Below are 16,164 nucleotides of genomic sequence, written 5' to 3'. Positions count from 1 at the left end.
GGGCTTGCCCCGCGATAGCGTTGAATCAAACCAGCAGGCGCAGAATTTCCGGCATACCGGTCATGGCGGCGAGGTTGTTGATGACCAGCATGTCGATCAGCTTGAGCGCCATGAACGCCAGGATTGGCGAGATGTCCAGGCCACCCAGGTTCGGCAGCAGGCGGCGAAATGGAGCCAGGAACGGATCGCAGATCTGATTGATCAGTTCGGCGCCAGGGTTGTGGCTACCGGGAGCGACCCAGGAAAGAATCACGCTGATGATCAGGGCGAAGAAGAAAATCTTCAAGAACAGGGCCGTAACGCCAATGATCGACCAGATCAGCAGTTGCAGCGGATTGCCGGTGGTGCCATAGGCCAGCAACAGGGTCAGGCCCATGACCAGCATTTGCACAATGATTGCCAGCAACAGCGATGACATGTCCAGGCCGAAGAGGCTCGGGATGATCCGGCGCATTGGTTTGAGCAACGGCTGGGTGGCGCGCACCGCAAATTGGCTCAGTGGGTTGTAGAAGTCAGCCCGAACCAGCTGCAGAATGAAGCGCAGCATGATGATCAGCAGGTAGAGGCTACCCAGGGTTTGTACGACGTAAATGGCAGCGTTGTTCAATCCGATCATATTCGGCTCCTTAGTTGCCCAGTTGTTCGGCCATTTCGGCCGAGCGATGCGCGGCAGCGCCCAGCGCTTTTTCCACCAGCGCTTCGAATCCATCGGCCTGGAACGACTTGATTGCCGCCTCAGTGGTGCCGGCAGGGGACGTTACCCGACGACGCAACTCGGCGGCGTCGACATCACTGCTAACGGCCATGTGTGCGGCGCCCAGAGCGGTTTGCAGGGTCAGCTTGGCTGCCGTTTCGCGAGGCAATCCGAGTTTTTCGCCAGCAGCAGTCATAGCTTCGATCAGCAGGAAGAAATACGCAGGACCACTGCCGGAAACTGCGGTGACAGCGTCAAGCTGTTGCTCGGTGTCCAGCCACAGGGCAATGCCCACTGCCGACAACAGTTGTTCGGCTTGCTGGCGTTGCGCCGCCGTCACTTCGTGGGTGGCGTACAGACCACTGACACCCTGGCGTAGCAGCGCCGGCGTGTTGGGCATGCAGCGCACGATTGGCTGTGCGCCGAGCCAGTTGTTCATGCTGGCGCAGGTGATTCCAGCGGCAATGGACACAACCAGTTGTTCGGGCTTGAGGTTGGGCTTGAGCGCTTCACAGACGGCTTTCATGGCCTGCGGCTTGACGGCCAACACCACCACGTCGGCCCCTTCAATGGCCTGGGCGTTATCGGCGAACATTTCGATGCCGTGCTCGGCGTTAACTTTGGCCCGCTGCTCGGCACCCGGGTCACTGGCGCGGATCTGCGAGGCGTCCAGGCCCTGGGCGCGCAGGCCGCCGATCAGGCTGGCGGCCATGTTGCCGGCGCCGATAAAGGCAATACGAGTCTTGCTCATGTCAGGTCCTTTAGGAAATAAGTTGAAAAGGCATAGGTCAGGGCTGGCCGTAATCGCGGGCGCCGAACAATGCGGTGCCGATACGTACCCACGTCGCGCCCTGAGCGATTGCCGCTTCCAGGTCGTGGCTCATACCCATGGAGAGCGTGTCCAGATTCAGCCCGAGACTGTCTTGTAGCTCGCGAACACGTGCAAATGCCGCTTCCTGAGCTGCGCGATCGTCGGTGGGCTCGGGAATCGCCATCAGCCCGCGCAGTTGCAGGTGCGGTAATGCGGCAATGGCGGTGGCCAGTGCAGGTAGTTCTTCTGGCGAGCACCCGGATTTGCTGGCCTCGCCACTGACATTCACTTGCAGACAAATGTTCAGCGGAGCTAGGCCATCTGGGCGTTGCTCGGACAGACGTTGAGCAATTTTCAAGCGGTCCACGGAATGTACCCAGTCAAAATGCTCGGCGATTGCGCGAGTCTTGTTCGACTGAATGGGGCCGATGAAGTGCCAGGTCAAGGGCAGGTCGGTCAATTCGCCTTGTTTGTTCAAGGCTTCCTGCAAGTAGTTCTCGCCGACATCGCGAACCCCGGCGGCAAAGGCTTCACGCACGGCGGCAGCGGGTTTGGTCTTGCTCACCGCCAGCAGGCGGATGTCGGAAGGTGCGCGTCCAGCGGCCTCGGCGGCAGCGCTGATGCGTGCGGCGAGCGTGGAAAGGTTGTCTGCTATGGTGGACATTGATAGATGCCAGCGGCTCTTTGGGTCTGCGGCATTCTACCTGCTTGGCAGCCTTTGGGGAGTCTCATGGATGTGACTGAACTGTTGGCCGTAGCGACAAGGGCTGGAGCCTCGGATATTCACCTGTCGGCAGCAGAGGTACCGGCCCTTCGTGTGGATGGGCGAGTCCGTCGACTGCAACTGCCGGTATTGAGCGCTGAACAAATGCTCGAGATGCTGGCGCAGTTGATGACCAGCGCGCAGAAAAAGGATTTCGAAACACTTCTGGATATCGATTTCTCGGTCGCTGTACCCGGCCTGGCGCGTTTTCGCGTCAATGCCTTTACGCAGAGCAGAGGGCCCGCAGCAGTACTTAGGGTGATTCCGAGTGCGGTGAGCAGTCTCGCTGACCTGGGCTTGGGCAGTGTCTTTCAGCAGATTGCCGAACTGCCTGCAGGATTGGTGCTGGTCACTGGCCCTACTGGGTCGGGGAAGTCGACCACCTTGGCCGCCTTGGTGGATCACCTCAATTGTCAGCGGCAACTGCACATCATTACCCTTGAAGACCCTATCGAATTTGTTCACAGCCCTCGATGCAGCCTGATCAGCCAGCGTGAGATTGGCAGGCACAGCCTTGGCTTTGAACAAGCCTTTCGTGCCGCCCTGCGCCAGGATCCGGATGTGGTAATGCTCGGTGAGCTACGTGATGCGCAGACCATACGCCTGGCCCTGAGCGCTGCAGAAACCGGGCATCTGGTCCTGGCTACGGTGCATGCAGGCTCTGCGGCGAGAACCATTGATCGACTGGTAGACGTCTTTGCGGCGGATGAAAAGCAATTGGTGCGGGTGATGTTGGCGCAAGCGCTGCAGGCTGTGGTGTCACAGGTGCTGGTGGAAAAGGTGGGGGGCGGACGGGTAGCCGCCCATGAGGTGTTGCTGGCTACCCCCGCAGTGCGCAACCTGGTGCGCGAGGGCAAGGTGGCGCAGTTGTATTCAACGATGCAAATGGGCGGGGCGTTGGGTATGCAGACCCTGGACAGTAGCCTCGAAGGTCTGCTTGCGCGTGGCTTGATCAGTGTTCAGAGCGCCCGCGCGGGGGCGCACCAATGGTTCTAGCGCTTGGCCAGGGCCAACTGCTGACTTTTCGGCAAAACACGCTTGGCAACTACATAACGGCTGCGCCAGTAAGGCTTGTTAAGTGTGTCGATGCTCACCCGCTTGCCTGTGCGTGGGGCATGGATGAAGCGGTCGTTGCCCAGGTAAATGGCAACATGATTGACCCGCCGGCTCTTGATATTGAAGAAAATCAGGTCGCCTGGCTTGAGGTCATTGCGATCGACTTTCACGCCGTGGCCCTGAGCCATGGCGTTGGAGGTGCGGGGCAGGTCGACTTCATCGATCTCGTGGAAGGCGTACTTGACCAGGCCGCTGCAATCGAAGCCTTTACTTGGGCTGCTGCCGCCCCAACGATAAGGAGTGCCCAGTACATTGACGGCGCGGCTGAGCACATCGCTGCTCTGTTGCGGCGACATTGATGCGACCGGCAGGCTTGGCTTGCTGGAGCGGGTGCTGTGGTGCACCTTGCTGCTGACGTTCTTGGTGGAACGCTCGGCGGCGGAATTTGAGGAGTACCCGGAAAAGCCGTTGGGTAAACGTTGCTCACGGTTGGTGGCGTGGGCTGCCAGTGGCAATAATAGGCAAAGGGTCAGCCATGTCTTGAAAAAAGGACGCATGGGCAGGGCTCTTGTTGGTTAGCGCGCAACTTTATAACAGCTTTTTGATCAATTTCTGATCCGTTGGTCGATTGGCGCAGTGCCATACGTCGCCCTGAAACGAAAAAGTCACATTTTTTCTTAGAAAATTTATCGATAACTCACTGAGGCTAGAAATGAACAGTTATCAGCAGGACGGGCAGTTGCACGACACTCACAGCAAGGTTATCGGTTACCTGTTGTGGATTTTCGGATTCACCGGTGCCCACCGTTTTTATTACGGCAAGCCGGTTACCGGTACTATTTGGTTCTTTACCCTGGGCTTGCTGGGCATTGGCTGGTTGATCGACCTGTTCCTGATCCCGGCGATGGATCGCGAGGCGGATCTGCGCTTTCACGCCGGTCCTCTGGACTACAGCCTGAGCTGGATTCTGCTGACTTTCCTGGGTGTATTCGGCGTGCACCGCATGTATCAGGGCAAGTGGATCACCGGCATCATCTACCTGTTCACCGGTGGGCTTTTCCTGGTGGGGGTCTTGTATGATTTCTGGACGTTGAACACCCAGGTATCGCTGGCCAACGCTCAGCGGCGTTGAAAGTAGCGGCCTTGTCGGTGTCGACAAGGCCGCTGGCGGGACTCACTGGCGGGTCTGGCGTTGCTGCAAGAGCAAGTTGCTGAAGCCGCTGCCGGCCAGTTGCTTCTGGGCTACGGTCAGTTGTTCGCGGTTGCTGAACGGTCCGACCAGCACTCGGTACCACGTTTCTTCCTTGACGGTACCGGACTCCACCTTGACCGCCTGGCCGAGCAGAATGATCTGCGCCCGAACCTTGTCGGCATCCGCCTGTTTGCGGAACGACCCGGCTTGAAGAAAGAACTGGGTCGTTGCTGCAGGCTTGATCACTGGTGGCGCGGGCGGTGGCGTTTGTCCCATCAGCGCCGCCTGTGCGCGCGCCGTATCGATCTTCGCCGCTTCCGCCGGGGTTACCGGAGGTTGCGCAGGCACCGGCGGGGTTTTCTCCGGAACCGCTTCAGGCGGCACGATCACTTCCGACTCGGGCAGCAAGGTGTAGAAGTCGTACTTGGGCTTTACCGGTTGTTGTGGGCTCGGCGCTGTCTTGTTGGCTTCGGCGGCTCTTTCGGCTTTTTGCTGTTCAGGCTTGGTCCGCTTCACCTCTTCGTTGCCTGGCTCAAGCTTCATCAGAAAAACGATGAAGGCGCCAACCGTCAGGCCAATTGCCAGCCACAACCAGCCCGGAATCGGCTGTTTGGCAGGTGCCTGGTTGCGGCTGGCGCCGCGCTTTGGTGCAGGTTTTTTCTTGGCAGCCAACTTACATACGCTCCAGGGTTTCCAGGCCGAGCAGCTCCAGACCTTGCTTGAGGGTGCGGCCAGTCAGGGCAGCCAGGCGCAGGCGGCTCTGCTGTTGTTCAGGTGTCTCGGCAGCGAGGATCGGGCAGTTCTCGTAGAAGCTGGAGAACAGGCCGGCCACGTCGTACAGATAGGCACAGAGTACGTGTGGGGTGCCTTTTTCGGCGACGTTGTTCAGGATTTCGCCGAACTGAGCCAGGCGCGCGGCAAGGTCTTGTTCCTGGGCTGCCTGCAGGACGATCTGCCCGTCTGCCTCATCGAAGCTTTTATTCAGCTTGCGGAATACGCCGGCGACGCGCGTGTAGGCATACAGCAGGTATGGCGCAGTGTTGCCCTCGAAATTGAGCATCAACTCGAAGTTGAAGCTGTAGTCGCTGGTGCGGTGCTTGGACAGGTCGGCGTACTTCACCGCGTCAATGCCCACCACTTGACCGATAGCGCGCAGTTCAGCCTCGGGCAGCTCGGGGTTCTTCTCCTTGACCAGGGCGTAGGCACGCTCTTTGGCTTCGGTGAGCAGATCGATAAGTTTTACCGTGCCGCCGTCGCGGGTCTTGAACGGACGACCATCAGCGCCGTTCATGGTGCCGAAGCCCATGTGCTCCATTTGCATCGGGTGGCCGACGAAGCCGGCCAGGCGAGCTACTTCAAACACCTGGTTGAAGTGTAGGGCCTGGCGCTGGTCGACAAAGTACAGGGCGCGGTCGGCCTTGAGTACGTTGCTGCGATAGCGCACGGCAGCCAGGTCGGTGGTGGCATACAGGTAGCCGCCATCGGCTTTCTGTACGATCACTGGCAGTGGTTCGCCCTCGGCGGTCTTGAACTCCTCAAGGAACACGCACTGGGCACCCTTGCTCTCGACCAGCAGGCCTTTGGCCTTGAGGTCGTTGACGACATTGGCCAGGTCGTCGTTATAGGCGCTTTCGCCCATGACGTCGGCCATGGTCAGCTTGACGTTGAGCAGTTCGTAGGTTTTCTGGCAGTGCGACAGCGAGATGTCCTTGAAGCGGGTCCACAGCTTCAGGCACTCCTCGTCACCCGCTTGCAGTTTGACCACCAGGCCACGGGCACGGTCGGCGAACTCTTCGGATTCGTCGAAACGTTTTTTCGCTGCGCGGTAGAAGTTTTCCAGGTCCGACAGCTCGTCGCTGGTGATCGGGTTTTCCTGAAGGTAGGCCATCAACATGCCGAACTGGGTGCCCCAGTCGCCCACGTGGTTCTGACGAATCACTGTGTCGCCCAGAAATTCCAGTACGCGCGACACGGCGTCGCCGATGATGGTCGAACGCAAGTGGCCGACGTGCATCTCTTTGGCGAGGTTCGGTGCCGACAGGTCAACCACAACCTTCTGTTGAGGGCCGGCTTTGCGCACGCCGAGTTTGCTGTCGGCGAGTGCGGCATCAAGGCGGGCAGCCAGGGCCTGGGTGTTCTGGAAGAAGTTCAGAAAGCCAGGGCCGGCAATCTCGACCTTGCTGATCTGCTCGTCGGCAGGCAGTGCGGCAATGAGTTTTTCTGCCAAGTCACGTGGCTTCATGCCGGCAGGCTTGGCCAGCATCATCGCGATGTTGCTGGCGAAGTCACCGTGCGTTTTGTCCCTGGCGTTTTCCACCTGGATCGCCGGCGTCAGCCCTTCAGGCAACACACCGTCGGTGACGAGTTGGGTGAGGGCTTGCTGGATTAGCTGGCGAATGGTGTCTTTCATGGGCTTCTCTTTCGACCGCAAGCGCGGCGGCGCTTCGATGCGCAGGTGGAAAAACTGGACATTATCCGTTGCCGGAGCGTGGTTGCCAACCTTTGAGGGTGTATCGTGCGGCTAGCCCGCTCCCACTGCGACCCTGGTCAGTACAGATCTACAGGGTCAACATCCAAAGACCAGCGCACTTGGCGCCCGGACGGCATCTGTTCCAACAGTAGCAACCAGGCGCTGATCAGTCGATGCAAAGGCGCACGTGCATTGGCCTGGAGCAATAGTTGTGCTCGAAAACGGCCCGCGCGTCGTTCCATCGGCGCAGGTACCGGGCCAAGCAGCTCGATACCTTGAAGGTTGTGTTCGATCAGCAGCTGTTCTGCAGCGCTGCATGCTTCGTCGAGAAACCCTTCGGCCTGCCCTGGCTTGTGCGCTTCAGCTCGCAGCAGCGCCAGGTGGGCAAACGGTGGCAGGCCAGCAGCACGCCGCTCGCTCAAGGCTTGTTCGGCAAAGGCGAAATAACCTTGTTCGGTCAGTTGTACTAATAGCGGGTGGTCAGCCAGGTGTGTCTGAATGATGACCTTGCCGGGCTCCTCAGCGCGTCCTGCACGCCCTGCGACCTGGACGATCAGTTGGGCCATACGCTCGCTGGCGCGAAAGTCTCCGGAGAACAACCCGCCGTCTGCGTCGAGAATTGCCACCAGGGTTACGCGCGGGAAGTGGTGCCCTTTGGCGAGCATCTGGGTGCCGACCAGGATACACGGCTGGCCGCGCTGGATCGTGGCGAACAGCTGGTTCATGGCGTCCTTGCGCGAGGTGCTGTCGCGGTCCACGCGCAAAACCGGGAAGTCAGGGAACAGAATGCTCAGGCGCTCTTCCGCTCGCTCGGTGCCCGCACCAACGGGGCGCAGGTCAACCTTGTTGCACTGAGGGCACTGGCGCGGCACTCGCTCATCGTAGCCACAGTGATGGCAGCGCAATTCATTGGAGCGCTGGTGAACGGTCATGCGCGCATCGCAGCGCGGGCACTCGGACATCCAGCCGCAATCGTGGCAGAGCAAAGTGGGCGCGAAACCGCGGCGATTGAGGAACACCAACACCTGTTGGCCGGCGGCCAGGGTCTGGCCGATAGCCTGCTGCATCGGACCGCTGATACCGCTGTCCAGCGGCCGGCTCTTGACGTCCAGGCGCAGGAAGCGCGGTTGCTGGGCGCCGCCGGCGCGCTGATTGAGGCGCAGCAGGCCGTAGCGCCCGCTGTGCGCGTTGTGCAGGCTTTCCAGTGACGGTGTTGCCGAGCCGAGCAGGATCGGGATGTTCTCCTGCCGCGCGCGCACCAGGGCGAGGTCGCGGGCGTGGTAGCGCAGACCTTCTTGCTGTTTATAGGAGCCGTCGTGCTCCTCGTCGATGATGATCAGGCCGGGATGTTTCATCGGAGTGAACAGGGCCGAACGAGTCCCGATGATGATATCGGCCTCGCCGTCGCGGGCCGCAAGCCAGGCATCCAGGCGTTCGCGGTCATTGACGGCGGAGTGCAGGAGGGCGATGCGGGCGTTGAACCGCTGCTCGAAGCGCGCCAGGGTCTGTGGCCCGAGGTTGATTTCCGGAATCAGAATCAGCGCTTGTTTGCCGGCTTCCAGGGTTTCGCGTATCAGTTGCAGGTACACCTCGGTCTTACCGCTGCCGGTAACCCCGGCGAGCAGGAAGGCATGAAAACTGTCGAATCCCGAGCGTACGGCGTTGAAGGCGGCGCGCTGTTCGTCGTTCAGTGGCAGCTCAGGCTGGGCCAGCCAGTGCTCATGACGCTCCTGTGGCAAGTGGCGGCGTACTTCAACCTGTACCAGCTCTTTGGCTAGCAGCAGGTCGAGGCTGTCTTTGCTCAACATCAGTTTGCTCAACAGCGTGTGTGCGACACCGTGAGGGTGCTGTGCCAGCGTCGCCAGGGCTTCGCGCTGGCGAGGGGCGCGGGCGATACGAGGGTCATCCTGGCGTGCCCCTGGGGCCACCTGCCAGAAGCGTTCCTGGCGTGCTTCGGCGGGTTCGCCCTGGCGCAGTAGCACGGGCAAGGCCCAGCTCAGGGTGTCGCCAAGGCTGTGTTGATAGTACTGGGCTGTCCACAGGCACAGTTTGAACAGCGCCGGGGGCAGGGGCGAAACCGGGTCGAGCAGGGCGATTGCCGGTTTCAGCTTGTCGGCCGGTACTTCGCTCTTGTCGGTGACTTCGACCAGGATGCCGATCATTTCCCGGCGCCCGAAGGGCACGCGAATACGCATGCCAGGGGTTAGCGTGTGGCGCGCCATGCTTGCCGTGGCCCTGTAGTCGAACAGTCGCCGCAGCGGCGAGGGTAGGGCGAGGCGCAGAATGACGTCGGACACGCAGTGAGTTCTCTGAAGGGGTTCCAAGACCTGGCGAGCCTAGCAGACGACAGCCGGTGCAAGCGACAACTTGCGTTGACAGCATGCTCTGGTATTATTCGCCGCCTAATTACGTGCGGTATTCAACAATGGTGTTGGGTGGCGGCACGCAGTCGAGGAAGTGACCATGAAGCCAGAAATTCACCCGAATTACGAAGTAGTCGCAGTCACCTGCAGCTGCGGTAACAAGTTCGAAACTCGTTCGACCCTGTGCGCTCCACTGGGTACCGACGTATGCAACGAGTGCCACCCGTTCTACACCGGTAAGCAGAAGACTCTGGACACCGGCGGTCGCGTCAAGCGCTTCGAAGATCGCTTCGCTGCGTTCGGCAAGAAGTAAGATTGCGCGTAGCTGGCCCGCTGGGCTTGGCATCGCTGCTGAAAAAGGCGTCCCTTGTGGGCGCCTTTTTTGTGGGCGCAACTTGGCAACTGACGGCGCTGGCCTTCTGTCCGATGCCCGTCGATCCGCAGTGGGTCAGCGTGCGCCAGGTAGTCGACGGCGATACCTTGCGTCTGAAAGATGGTCGAAGCGTGCGCCTGATTGGTATCAATGCGCCGGAGATCGGTCGTAAGGGGCGAACCAGTGAGGCCTTTGCCGAGGCCGCACGCCAACGCCTGCGGGCGCTGGTAGAGGCCAGTGGCGACCGGGTGAGCCTGGTTCCCGGCGCTGAGGCGCGCGACAAATACGGTCGCACGCTGGCGCACGTCTATGGCCACTCTGGCGACAATTTCGAGGCACAACTGCTCAGTGAAGGCCTTGGCTATCGCGTGGCGGTCGCGCCCAACGTCTCGTTGAGCGAGTGTCAGCAGCAGGCCGAGCAGGCTGCTCGTCGGGCTGGAAAAGGCCTGTGGCGCCAGTCCCCGGTGACCCCGTCGAGCCAGATCCGAAAGTCGGGCTTTGCGTTGATCAGCGGCAAGGTACGCAGTATCGAGCGCAATCGCGGCGGTATCTGGATCGAAATTGACGATTCATTGGTTCTGCAGGTGTCCTCGCGGTTGCAGCGTAACTTCCCGCCGTCCTTCCTGACTGATCTAAAAGGGCGATCCGTCGAAGTTCGCGGTTGGGTGCTGGATCGTTCCCGCAAAGGTGGCTTGAAACCCGGGCAGCGGCGCTGGATGTTGCCATTGACCGATCCAACGATGCTGGAAAGGGTCGAAAGATAAAAAATTGTCTACATTTTTTATTTCGATTGTACACATCGAAACCCTTGCGGGCCGCGGCTCTTGGCGGAAAGTCGTAGGTTAAAGGCCTTGACACAAGTGACCGACCAGTCTTGTCGGGCCTTGGCTCTTTGCGTATCCTCGGCGGTCCGTCAGAACAGTAAATAGCGGAATGCCCACCATGTCAGACCTGAAAACTGCCGCTCTCGAATATCATGCTCAGCCTCGTCCGGGGAAACTGAGCGTAGAGCTCACCAAACCTACCGCGACTGCTCGCGACCTGGCGCTGGCCTACAGCCCTGGCGTGGCCGAGCCGGTGCGCGAAATTGGTCGCGACCCGGAGCTGGCCTACAAGTACACCGGCAAGGGTAACCTGGTAGCAGTCATTTCCGACGGTACCGCCATTCTTGGCCTGGGCAACCTCGGCCCGCTGGCGTCCAAGCCTGTCATGGAAGGCAAGGGTGTTCTGTTCAAGCGTTTCGCTGGCATCGACGTATTCGACATCGAAGTCGACTCCGAAAGCCCGCAAGCCTTCATCGACACCGTAAAACGCATCTCCATCACCTTCGGTGGCATCAATCTGGAAGATATCAAGGCACCTGAGTGCTTCGAAATCGAGCGCGCCCTGATCGAACAGTGCGACATTCCGGTGTTCCACGATGACCAGCACGGCACCGCTATCGTGACCGCGGCGGGTATGATCAACGCCCTGGAAATCGCTGGCAAAACTCTGGCTGAAGCCAAGATCGTCTGCCTGGGCGCCGGTGCTGCTGCCATCTCTTGCATGAAGCTGCTGGTCAGCATGGGTGCGCAGATCGAGAACATCTTCATGGTTGACCGTACTGGCGTGATCCACGCTGGCCGTGACGACCTGAACCAGTACAAAGCGGTCTTCGCTCACGCTACCGACAAGCGTACCCTGGCTGATGCCCTGGACGGCGCTGATGTGTTCGTTGGCCTGTCCGGTCCGAACCTGCTGAGCGCTGAAGGCCTGAAGTCGATGGCGCCAAACCCAATCGTCTTCGCTTGCTCCAACCCTGATCCGGAAATTTCGCCGGAGTTGGCTCACGCTACCCGTAGCGACGTGATCATGGCCACGGGTCGTTCCGACTACCCGAACCAGGTCAACAACGTACTGGGCTTCCCGTTCATCTTCCGTGGCGCCTTGGATGTTCGCGCCAAGCGCATCAACGAAGAAATGAAAATCGCTGCGGCCAACGCCCTGAAAGACCTGGCCAAGCTGCCGGTTCCAAAGGAAGTTTGTGCAGCCTACGGCGTTGATGCCCTGGAATTCGGTCGTGAGTACATCATTCCGAAGCCAATGGATGCACGTTTGATCACCGTCGTTTCCGATGCCGTAGCCAAGGCAGCGCTGGAGACTGGTGTGGCGACCCTGCCATATCCGGCCAACTACCCGCTGAAAAGCGTGGATGACGTGTTCAACGGCTAAGCTGTTGTAGCGTTGTAGCAAAAAGCCCCGGCTCGCAAGAGTCGGGGCTTTTTGTTGGGCTGCTGTCTGTGCGTCTCATCGCGGGGCAAGCCCGCCCCCAGGCTGGGCCATGCATGACCGGTGGGAGCGGGTTTGCCCCGCGATCGCTTAGAACAGGTCTATCGGCGCCGCTTCATCAGCCGGTAGTGGGCTGCCTGGGGCCGAACCGCCCAGCTCGTTCACCGATGGGGGGGTGTCTTCTGCCTTGAACAACTCAAAGTAGGCATTGGGCGTACTAGGTGTCGCTGCTCGGCCACTGACAGGATCGATCCGCAGGCTGAGGATGCCCTCCGGCTCTGCCGGCGCGTGGTTGGGTTTGTCCTTGAGAGCGGCACCCATGAAGTTCATCCAGATTGGCAGCGCCACGGTGCCACCATACTCACGGCGGCCCAAGGTTTCAGGTTGATCGAAGCCGCTCCACACTGTGGTTACCAGGTCGGCGTTGTAGCCGGAGAACCAGGCATCCTTGGACTCGTTGGTGGTGCCGGTCTTGCCCGCAAGGTCCGTGCGGCCCAAGGCCAGGGCGCGGCGTCCGGTACCGCGCTTGATTACATCCTGGAGCATGCTGGTAAGGATGTAGGTGGTGCGGCCATCGACAATCCGTTCAGCGACGGCTGGAGGCTGGTCTGCCGCCGCTTCATTGCCTGCAGGTGCGGGAGCCGCCTCACCGGGCAGTTGGGTGCTGATCGGGGCTTCTGGCGCAGCAATGCCTGCTGCGACTTGATCGGCTTGCGGCACCCGTGGCGGGTTGGCGGTAAACAGGGTTTCACCGTTGCGGCTTTCGATGCGTTCGATCAGGTACGGGGTGATTTTGTAGCCACCGTTGGCGAAGGTGCTCCAGCCGGTGGCAATTTCCATTGGCGTCAGCGTCGCGGTACCCAGGGCCAGAGACAGGTTGGGTGGCAGGTCCTGCTTGTTGAAGCCGAACTTGCTGATGTAGTCGATGGTGCGACCAACCCCCATCGCTTGCAACAGGCGGATCGACACCAGGTTGCGCGACTTGTACAGCGCTTCACGCATGCGGATCGGACCGAGGAAGGTGTTGGTGTCGTTTTTTGGTCGCCAGACTTTATCCAGATACTCGTCGACAAACACGATAGGCGCGTCGTTGACCAGGCTGGCGGCTGTGTAGCCGTTGTCCAGTGCTGCGCTGTAGACAAAGGGCTTGAAGCTCGAGCCGGGTTGGCGCTTGGCCTGCATGGCGCGGTTGTAGTTGCTCTGCTCGAAGGAGAAACCGCCGACCAAGGCACGGATGGCACCGGTGTTCGGGTCCAGCGAAACCAGCGCGCTTTGGGCATTGGGTACCTGGCTGAACTTCAGCGTGCCGTCGTCCAGGCGCTGGACGCGGATCAGGTCGCCGACCTGAGCAACATCGGCAGGCTGTTGCGGCGCTCGACCCTGGCTATTGGTATTGAGGAACGGGCGAGCCCACTTCATGGTTTCCCAGGCCACAGTTTCCACTGTGTCACTGCGTGTCAGTACCTGCAGGCCGGTCTTATCGACGTGAGTGACAATGACTGGCTCCAGGCCACCCAATGGGCGCTGTTTACTCAGCTCCTGAAGCCAATCAACATGGGACTTGCCCGCAAAGCGGGCTTCGGGACCGCGATAGCCATGGCGCTCGTCATAGGCACTGAGGCCGTCGAGAACCGCCTTGTTGGCGATTTCCTGCAGGTCGCTCGGTACGGTGGTGGTAACCCGGAAGCCTTCGGTGTAGGCATCGCTACCATAACGGCCGACCATCTCCGCCCGCGCCATTTCGGCGATGTAAGGGGCGCTGACTTCAGGCGTTGGTACGTGGTAGCTGGCGTTGATTGGCTCGGCCAGCGCGGCTTGATAGGCGGCCTGGTCGATTTTGCCGAGTTTGTACATGCGCCCAAGAATCCAGTCGCGACGCTCTTTGGCGCGGACCGGGTTGGCAAGCGGGTTGAAGCGCGACGGTGCCTTCGGCAGGCCGGCGATCATCGCCATCTGCGCCAAACTGATGTCGCGGATCGATTTGCCATAGTAAACCTGTGCTGCGGCTTCGATGCCGTAAGCGCGGTTACCCAGGTAAATCTTGTTGACGTACAGCTCGAGAATCTCGTCCTTGGTCAGCTCGCGTTCGATCTGCAAGGCCAGGAGAATTTCGGTGGTCTTGCGCGAGAAGCTGCGCTCACTGCTGAGGAAGAAGTTCTTTGCCACCTGCATGGTGATAGTGCTGCCGCCGGTTTGAATGTGCCCGGACTTCAGCAATTGTGTTGCAGCACGCATCAAACTAGCCGGGTCGACCCCGTAGTGATTGGCGAAATTGTCGTCTTCTGCCGAGAGCAAAGCCTGGATGAAATGGGGCGGAATGTCGGCGAAACGGATGGGGGAGCGACGCATCTCGCCGAACTCGGCGATGAGTTTTCCGTCACTGCTGTAGACCCGTAAAGGGATCTGCAACTGGATGCTTCTGAGGGCCTCTACCGAGGGCAAGCTGGGGCTAAGATACAGAAACGCGCCGCTCAGACCGAGCACGATGGCGCAAATGACTGCGACGAAAGACCACCAGAAGAACTTCAGCAGGCGTATCAAGGCTTTTGGGCGTCCAGATAAAAGAGTGGGTTGCGCGCAGGGCCAGCGGACAAGGAAAAACGCTGGGCATTATAAGCATTTTTCACGCGGGCGCGTTATTGGTGCGACCGTCAGGAAGGCAGCAGGTTGTTGAGGGCTGACCTCAATACGCCTGTCCAGATCAGGGGAAAACCGATGCTTGGACGCATGGGCAGGGATGCCAGTTCACTTTTGGGCGTAGAAATTACCCCTCCGTTCATCAGGCTGGTGCGGTTGTGCCGGCGCCGAGGTCTTTATCACCTTCAGGGCTGGGCACTCGAACCCTTGCCGACAGGTGTAATGCACCAGGGCTGGATTACTGAGCCAGAACAGGTCGGTGTGGTGTTGCGTGAGGCCGTCTTGCGTTGCGCCGGACAAGGCCGGCGTGGAGCGGTGGCGCTACCTGGTGGGCTGGTCATCGAGAAAGTCCTTTCACTGCCTGCCGACCTTGAAGATCACCTTATGGATGAGCGCCTATCCAGTGACGTCGGCGAGTTTGTTCCTTTTGCCCTCGAGGAGGCGGCAATCGACTTCCAGTCTGTCGGACCGTACCCAGGCAACCCGCTGCACCAGCAAGTAGTTGTTGCCGTTTGCCATCTGGCCTTGCTGGATGCACTACAGGCCAGCGCCGAATGTGCTGACCTGTTTATTTGTGCCGTAGAGCCTGACGCTCATGCCTTGCGCCGCGCAGTGCAGGTGGGCGGGATGCAGGATGCCCTACTGCTACAGCTGGAGGTCGGTGCCCTGGTGATTCACGAGTGTGCGGCAGGGCCTGTAGCGCAGCGCCGGGAAGTGCCTCTGTATGAGTGCCAGGGATCTGTGCCGGTGGTGGTCGCAGCTGTGGATAACTACTTACTGTCCCGCCCCGACAGGGCGCTCCCTGCGCAGGTATTTCTTACCGGCGGTGGCGCACGCGATCAGAGCTTCGCCGAGCAGCTCGAGCAGCGTCTTGGCATCGAGGTGCGGCATGCAGACCCCTTCCAGTCCGTGGTCCCAGCCCCCGGACTGGATACGCTGCCCTCCAGGGATCAGGCCAAATACCTGGCAGTTGCTTGCGGCCTGGCCATGCGTGAGGGGGATCGATGCTTGAATTGAACCTGCTGCCTTGGCGCGAGCAGCGACGTCAGGCTGCAATTCGACGCCTGCAAGCACTGCTGCTAGGCGTGGGGCTGACGGCAGTACTGGCAACCTGGATGATGGACTACCTGGGGCGACGCGAGCGGCAAGGCCAAGCGCTCGAGCAGGCTTCAATTCGCCAAGACATTGAGCATTTCGATAGCCAGCTGCTACAGGTGGCACGGTACGAGGATATGCATGCGCAGGTTCATCGTCGCCGAGAAGTGCTGGACGCCCTGCACGAGCAGCGCTTGCTCCTGGTCGATCTTTTTCAGCAGCTTGAGCATGCGGTTCCACTCGGCGTTCGGCTCACTACGGTGACCCGAGAAGGTTCGCGCTTGCAGATTCTCGGGGTCGCACAATCGGCGTCATTGGTTGCACAGCTGTTGCGCAACTTGTCCGACGTTTTCGGGGGCACTCATGTACATCAGGTCAAGGCGGTCAATGAGGGCGAAGCATTCGACGTGAGCGTCGCACTGGGGGCCAAGCCTTGAGTGTG

15 protein-coding genes are annotated in these 16,164 nt (G+C 60.2%); 7 read left to right on the top strand and 8 right to left on the bottom strand.

Annotated features, from left to right (window positions below):
* Positions 1-25 precede the first annotated feature (25 nt).
* Genes V0R60_RS02790 through V0R60_RS02780 form a run of 3 tightly spaced genes read right to left on the bottom strand, consistent with a single transcriptional unit; the run spans position 26 to position 2,169 of the window.
* A complete protein-coding gene (locus tag V0R60_RS02790) occupies positions 26-616 on the bottom strand; it encodes a YggT family protein (protein ID WP_136478596.1) in 591 nt (196 codons plus the stop codon).
* Between the two features lie 10 nt (positions 617-626).
* Positions 627-1,445, bottom strand: a complete 819-nt coding sequence (proC, locus tag V0R60_RS02785) for a pyrroline-5-carboxylate reductase (protein WP_136478595.1) — start codon at positions 1,443-1,445, stop codon at positions 627-629.
* Between the two features lie 37 nt (positions 1,446-1,482).
* Positions 1,483-2,169, bottom strand: coding sequence for a YggS family pyridoxal phosphate-dependent enzyme (locus V0R60_RS02780; protein ID WP_136478594.1), 687 nt, complete (start codon positions 2,167-2,169; stop codon positions 1,483-1,485).
* Between the two features lie 66 nt (positions 2,170-2,235).
* On the opposite strand from V0R60_RS02780, the gene V0R60_RS02775 reads away from it, so the two are divergent.
* Entirely contained in the window at positions 2,236-3,264 is a 1,029-nt protein-coding gene (locus tag V0R60_RS02775) for a type IV pilus twitching motility protein PilT (protein ID WP_330078903.1), read from the top strand.
* Here the strand turns inward: V0R60_RS02775 and V0R60_RS02770 are convergent.
* Positions 3,261-3,881 carry a C40 family peptidase gene (locus V0R60_RS02770; RefSeq protein ID WP_136478592.1) on the bottom strand — a complete coding sequence of 207 codons (621 nt, stop codon included), beginning with the start codon at positions 3,879-3,881 and terminating at the stop codon, positions 3,261-3,263. The two genes, V0R60_RS02775 and V0R60_RS02770, sit on opposite strands and share 4 nt — an antisense overlap.
* 155 nt (positions 3,882-4,036) lie before the next feature.
* On the opposite strand from V0R60_RS02770, the gene V0R60_RS02765 reads away from it, so the two are divergent.
* Positions 4,037-4,456, top strand: coding sequence for a TM2 domain-containing protein (locus tag V0R60_RS02765; RefSeq protein ID WP_136478591.1), 420 nt, complete (start codon positions 4,037-4,039; stop codon positions 4,454-4,456).
* 42 nt (positions 4,457-4,498) lie between these two features.
* Here V0R60_RS02765 and V0R60_RS02760 read toward each other — a convergent pair whose 3' ends face one another.
* The 3 genes from V0R60_RS02760 to V0R60_RS02750 form a co-directional block, all read right to left on the bottom strand.
* Positions 4,499-5,188 carry an SPOR domain-containing protein gene (locus V0R60_RS02760; protein WP_136478590.1) on the bottom strand — a complete coding sequence of 230 codons (690 nt, stop codon included), beginning with the start codon at positions 5,186-5,188 and terminating at the stop codon, positions 4,499-4,501.
* 1 nt (position 5,189) lies between these two features.
* Complete coding sequence (argS, locus tag V0R60_RS02755) at positions 5,190-6,926, bottom strand: arginine--tRNA ligase (protein ID WP_136478589.1); 1,737 nt, start codon at positions 6,924-6,926, stop codon at positions 5,190-5,192.
* A gap of 137 nt (positions 6,927-7,063) precedes the next feature.
* Positions 7,064-9,283 (bottom strand): primosomal protein N', encoded by a 2,220-nt coding sequence (locus tag V0R60_RS02750; protein ID WP_330078904.1) that lies wholly within the window; start codon positions 9,281-9,283, stop codon positions 7,064-7,066.
* Positions 9,284-9,449: 166 nt separating this feature from the next.
* Between V0R60_RS02750 and rpmE the strand changes: the two genes are divergently transcribed.
* The 3 genes from rpmE to V0R60_RS02735 all read left to right on the top strand — a co-directional run bounded on the left by rpmE (position 9,450) and on the right by V0R60_RS02735 (position 11,933).
* A complete protein-coding gene (gene rpmE / locus V0R60_RS02745; RefSeq protein WP_107024884.1) occupies positions 9,450-9,662 on the top strand; it encodes a 50S ribosomal protein L31 in 213 nt (70 codons plus the stop codon).
* Between the two features lie 2 nt (positions 9,663-9,664).
* Entirely contained in the window at positions 9,665-10,486 is an 822-nt protein-coding gene (locus tag V0R60_RS02740) for a thermonuclease family protein (protein WP_330078905.1), read from the top strand.
* Between the two features lie 178 nt (positions 10,487-10,664).
* Complete coding sequence (locus V0R60_RS02735; RefSeq protein WP_136478586.1) at positions 10,665-11,933, top strand: malic enzyme-like NAD(P)-binding protein; 1,269 nt, start codon at positions 10,665-10,667, stop codon at positions 11,931-11,933.
* A 147-nt stretch (positions 11,934-12,080) separates the two neighbouring features.
* On the opposite strand, the gene V0R60_RS02730 is transcribed toward V0R60_RS02735, so the two are convergent.
* Positions 12,081-14,528: a penicillin-binding protein 1A gene (locus V0R60_RS02730; RefSeq protein WP_371922340.1), complete on the bottom strand. Its 2,448-nt coding sequence runs from the start codon at positions 14,526-14,528 to the stop codon at positions 12,081-12,083.
* A 177-nt stretch (positions 14,529-14,705) separates the two neighbouring features.
* On the opposite strand from V0R60_RS02730, the gene pilM reads away from it, so the two are divergent.
* Together pilM and V0R60_RS02720 are read left to right on the top strand one after the other, a co-directional pair.
* Entirely contained in the window at positions 14,706-15,644 is a 939-nt protein-coding gene (gene pilM / locus V0R60_RS02725) for a type IV pilus biogenesis protein PilM (RefSeq protein ID WP_330078906.1), read from the top strand.
* Positions 15,632-16,159 carry a PilN domain-containing protein gene (locus tag V0R60_RS02720; RefSeq protein ID WP_330078907.1) on the top strand — a complete coding sequence of 176 codons (528 nt, stop codon included), beginning with the start codon at positions 15,632-15,634 and terminating at the stop codon, positions 16,157-16,159. The genes pilM and V0R60_RS02720 overlap by 13 nt, the downstream gene beginning before the upstream one ends.
* The last annotated feature ends 5 nt before the right edge of the window (positions 16,160-16,164 follow it).

Origin of the sequence: Pseudomonas auratipiscis (assembly GCF_036324085.1) — a bacterium.
GTDB classification, from domain to species: domain Bacteria; phylum Pseudomonadota; class Gammaproteobacteria; order Pseudomonadales; family Pseudomonadaceae; genus Aquipseudomonas; species Aquipseudomonas auratipiscis.
The sequence above is the reverse complement of the archived record's forward strand: the minus strand, read 5'-3'. Positions and strand labels throughout refer to the sequence as shown.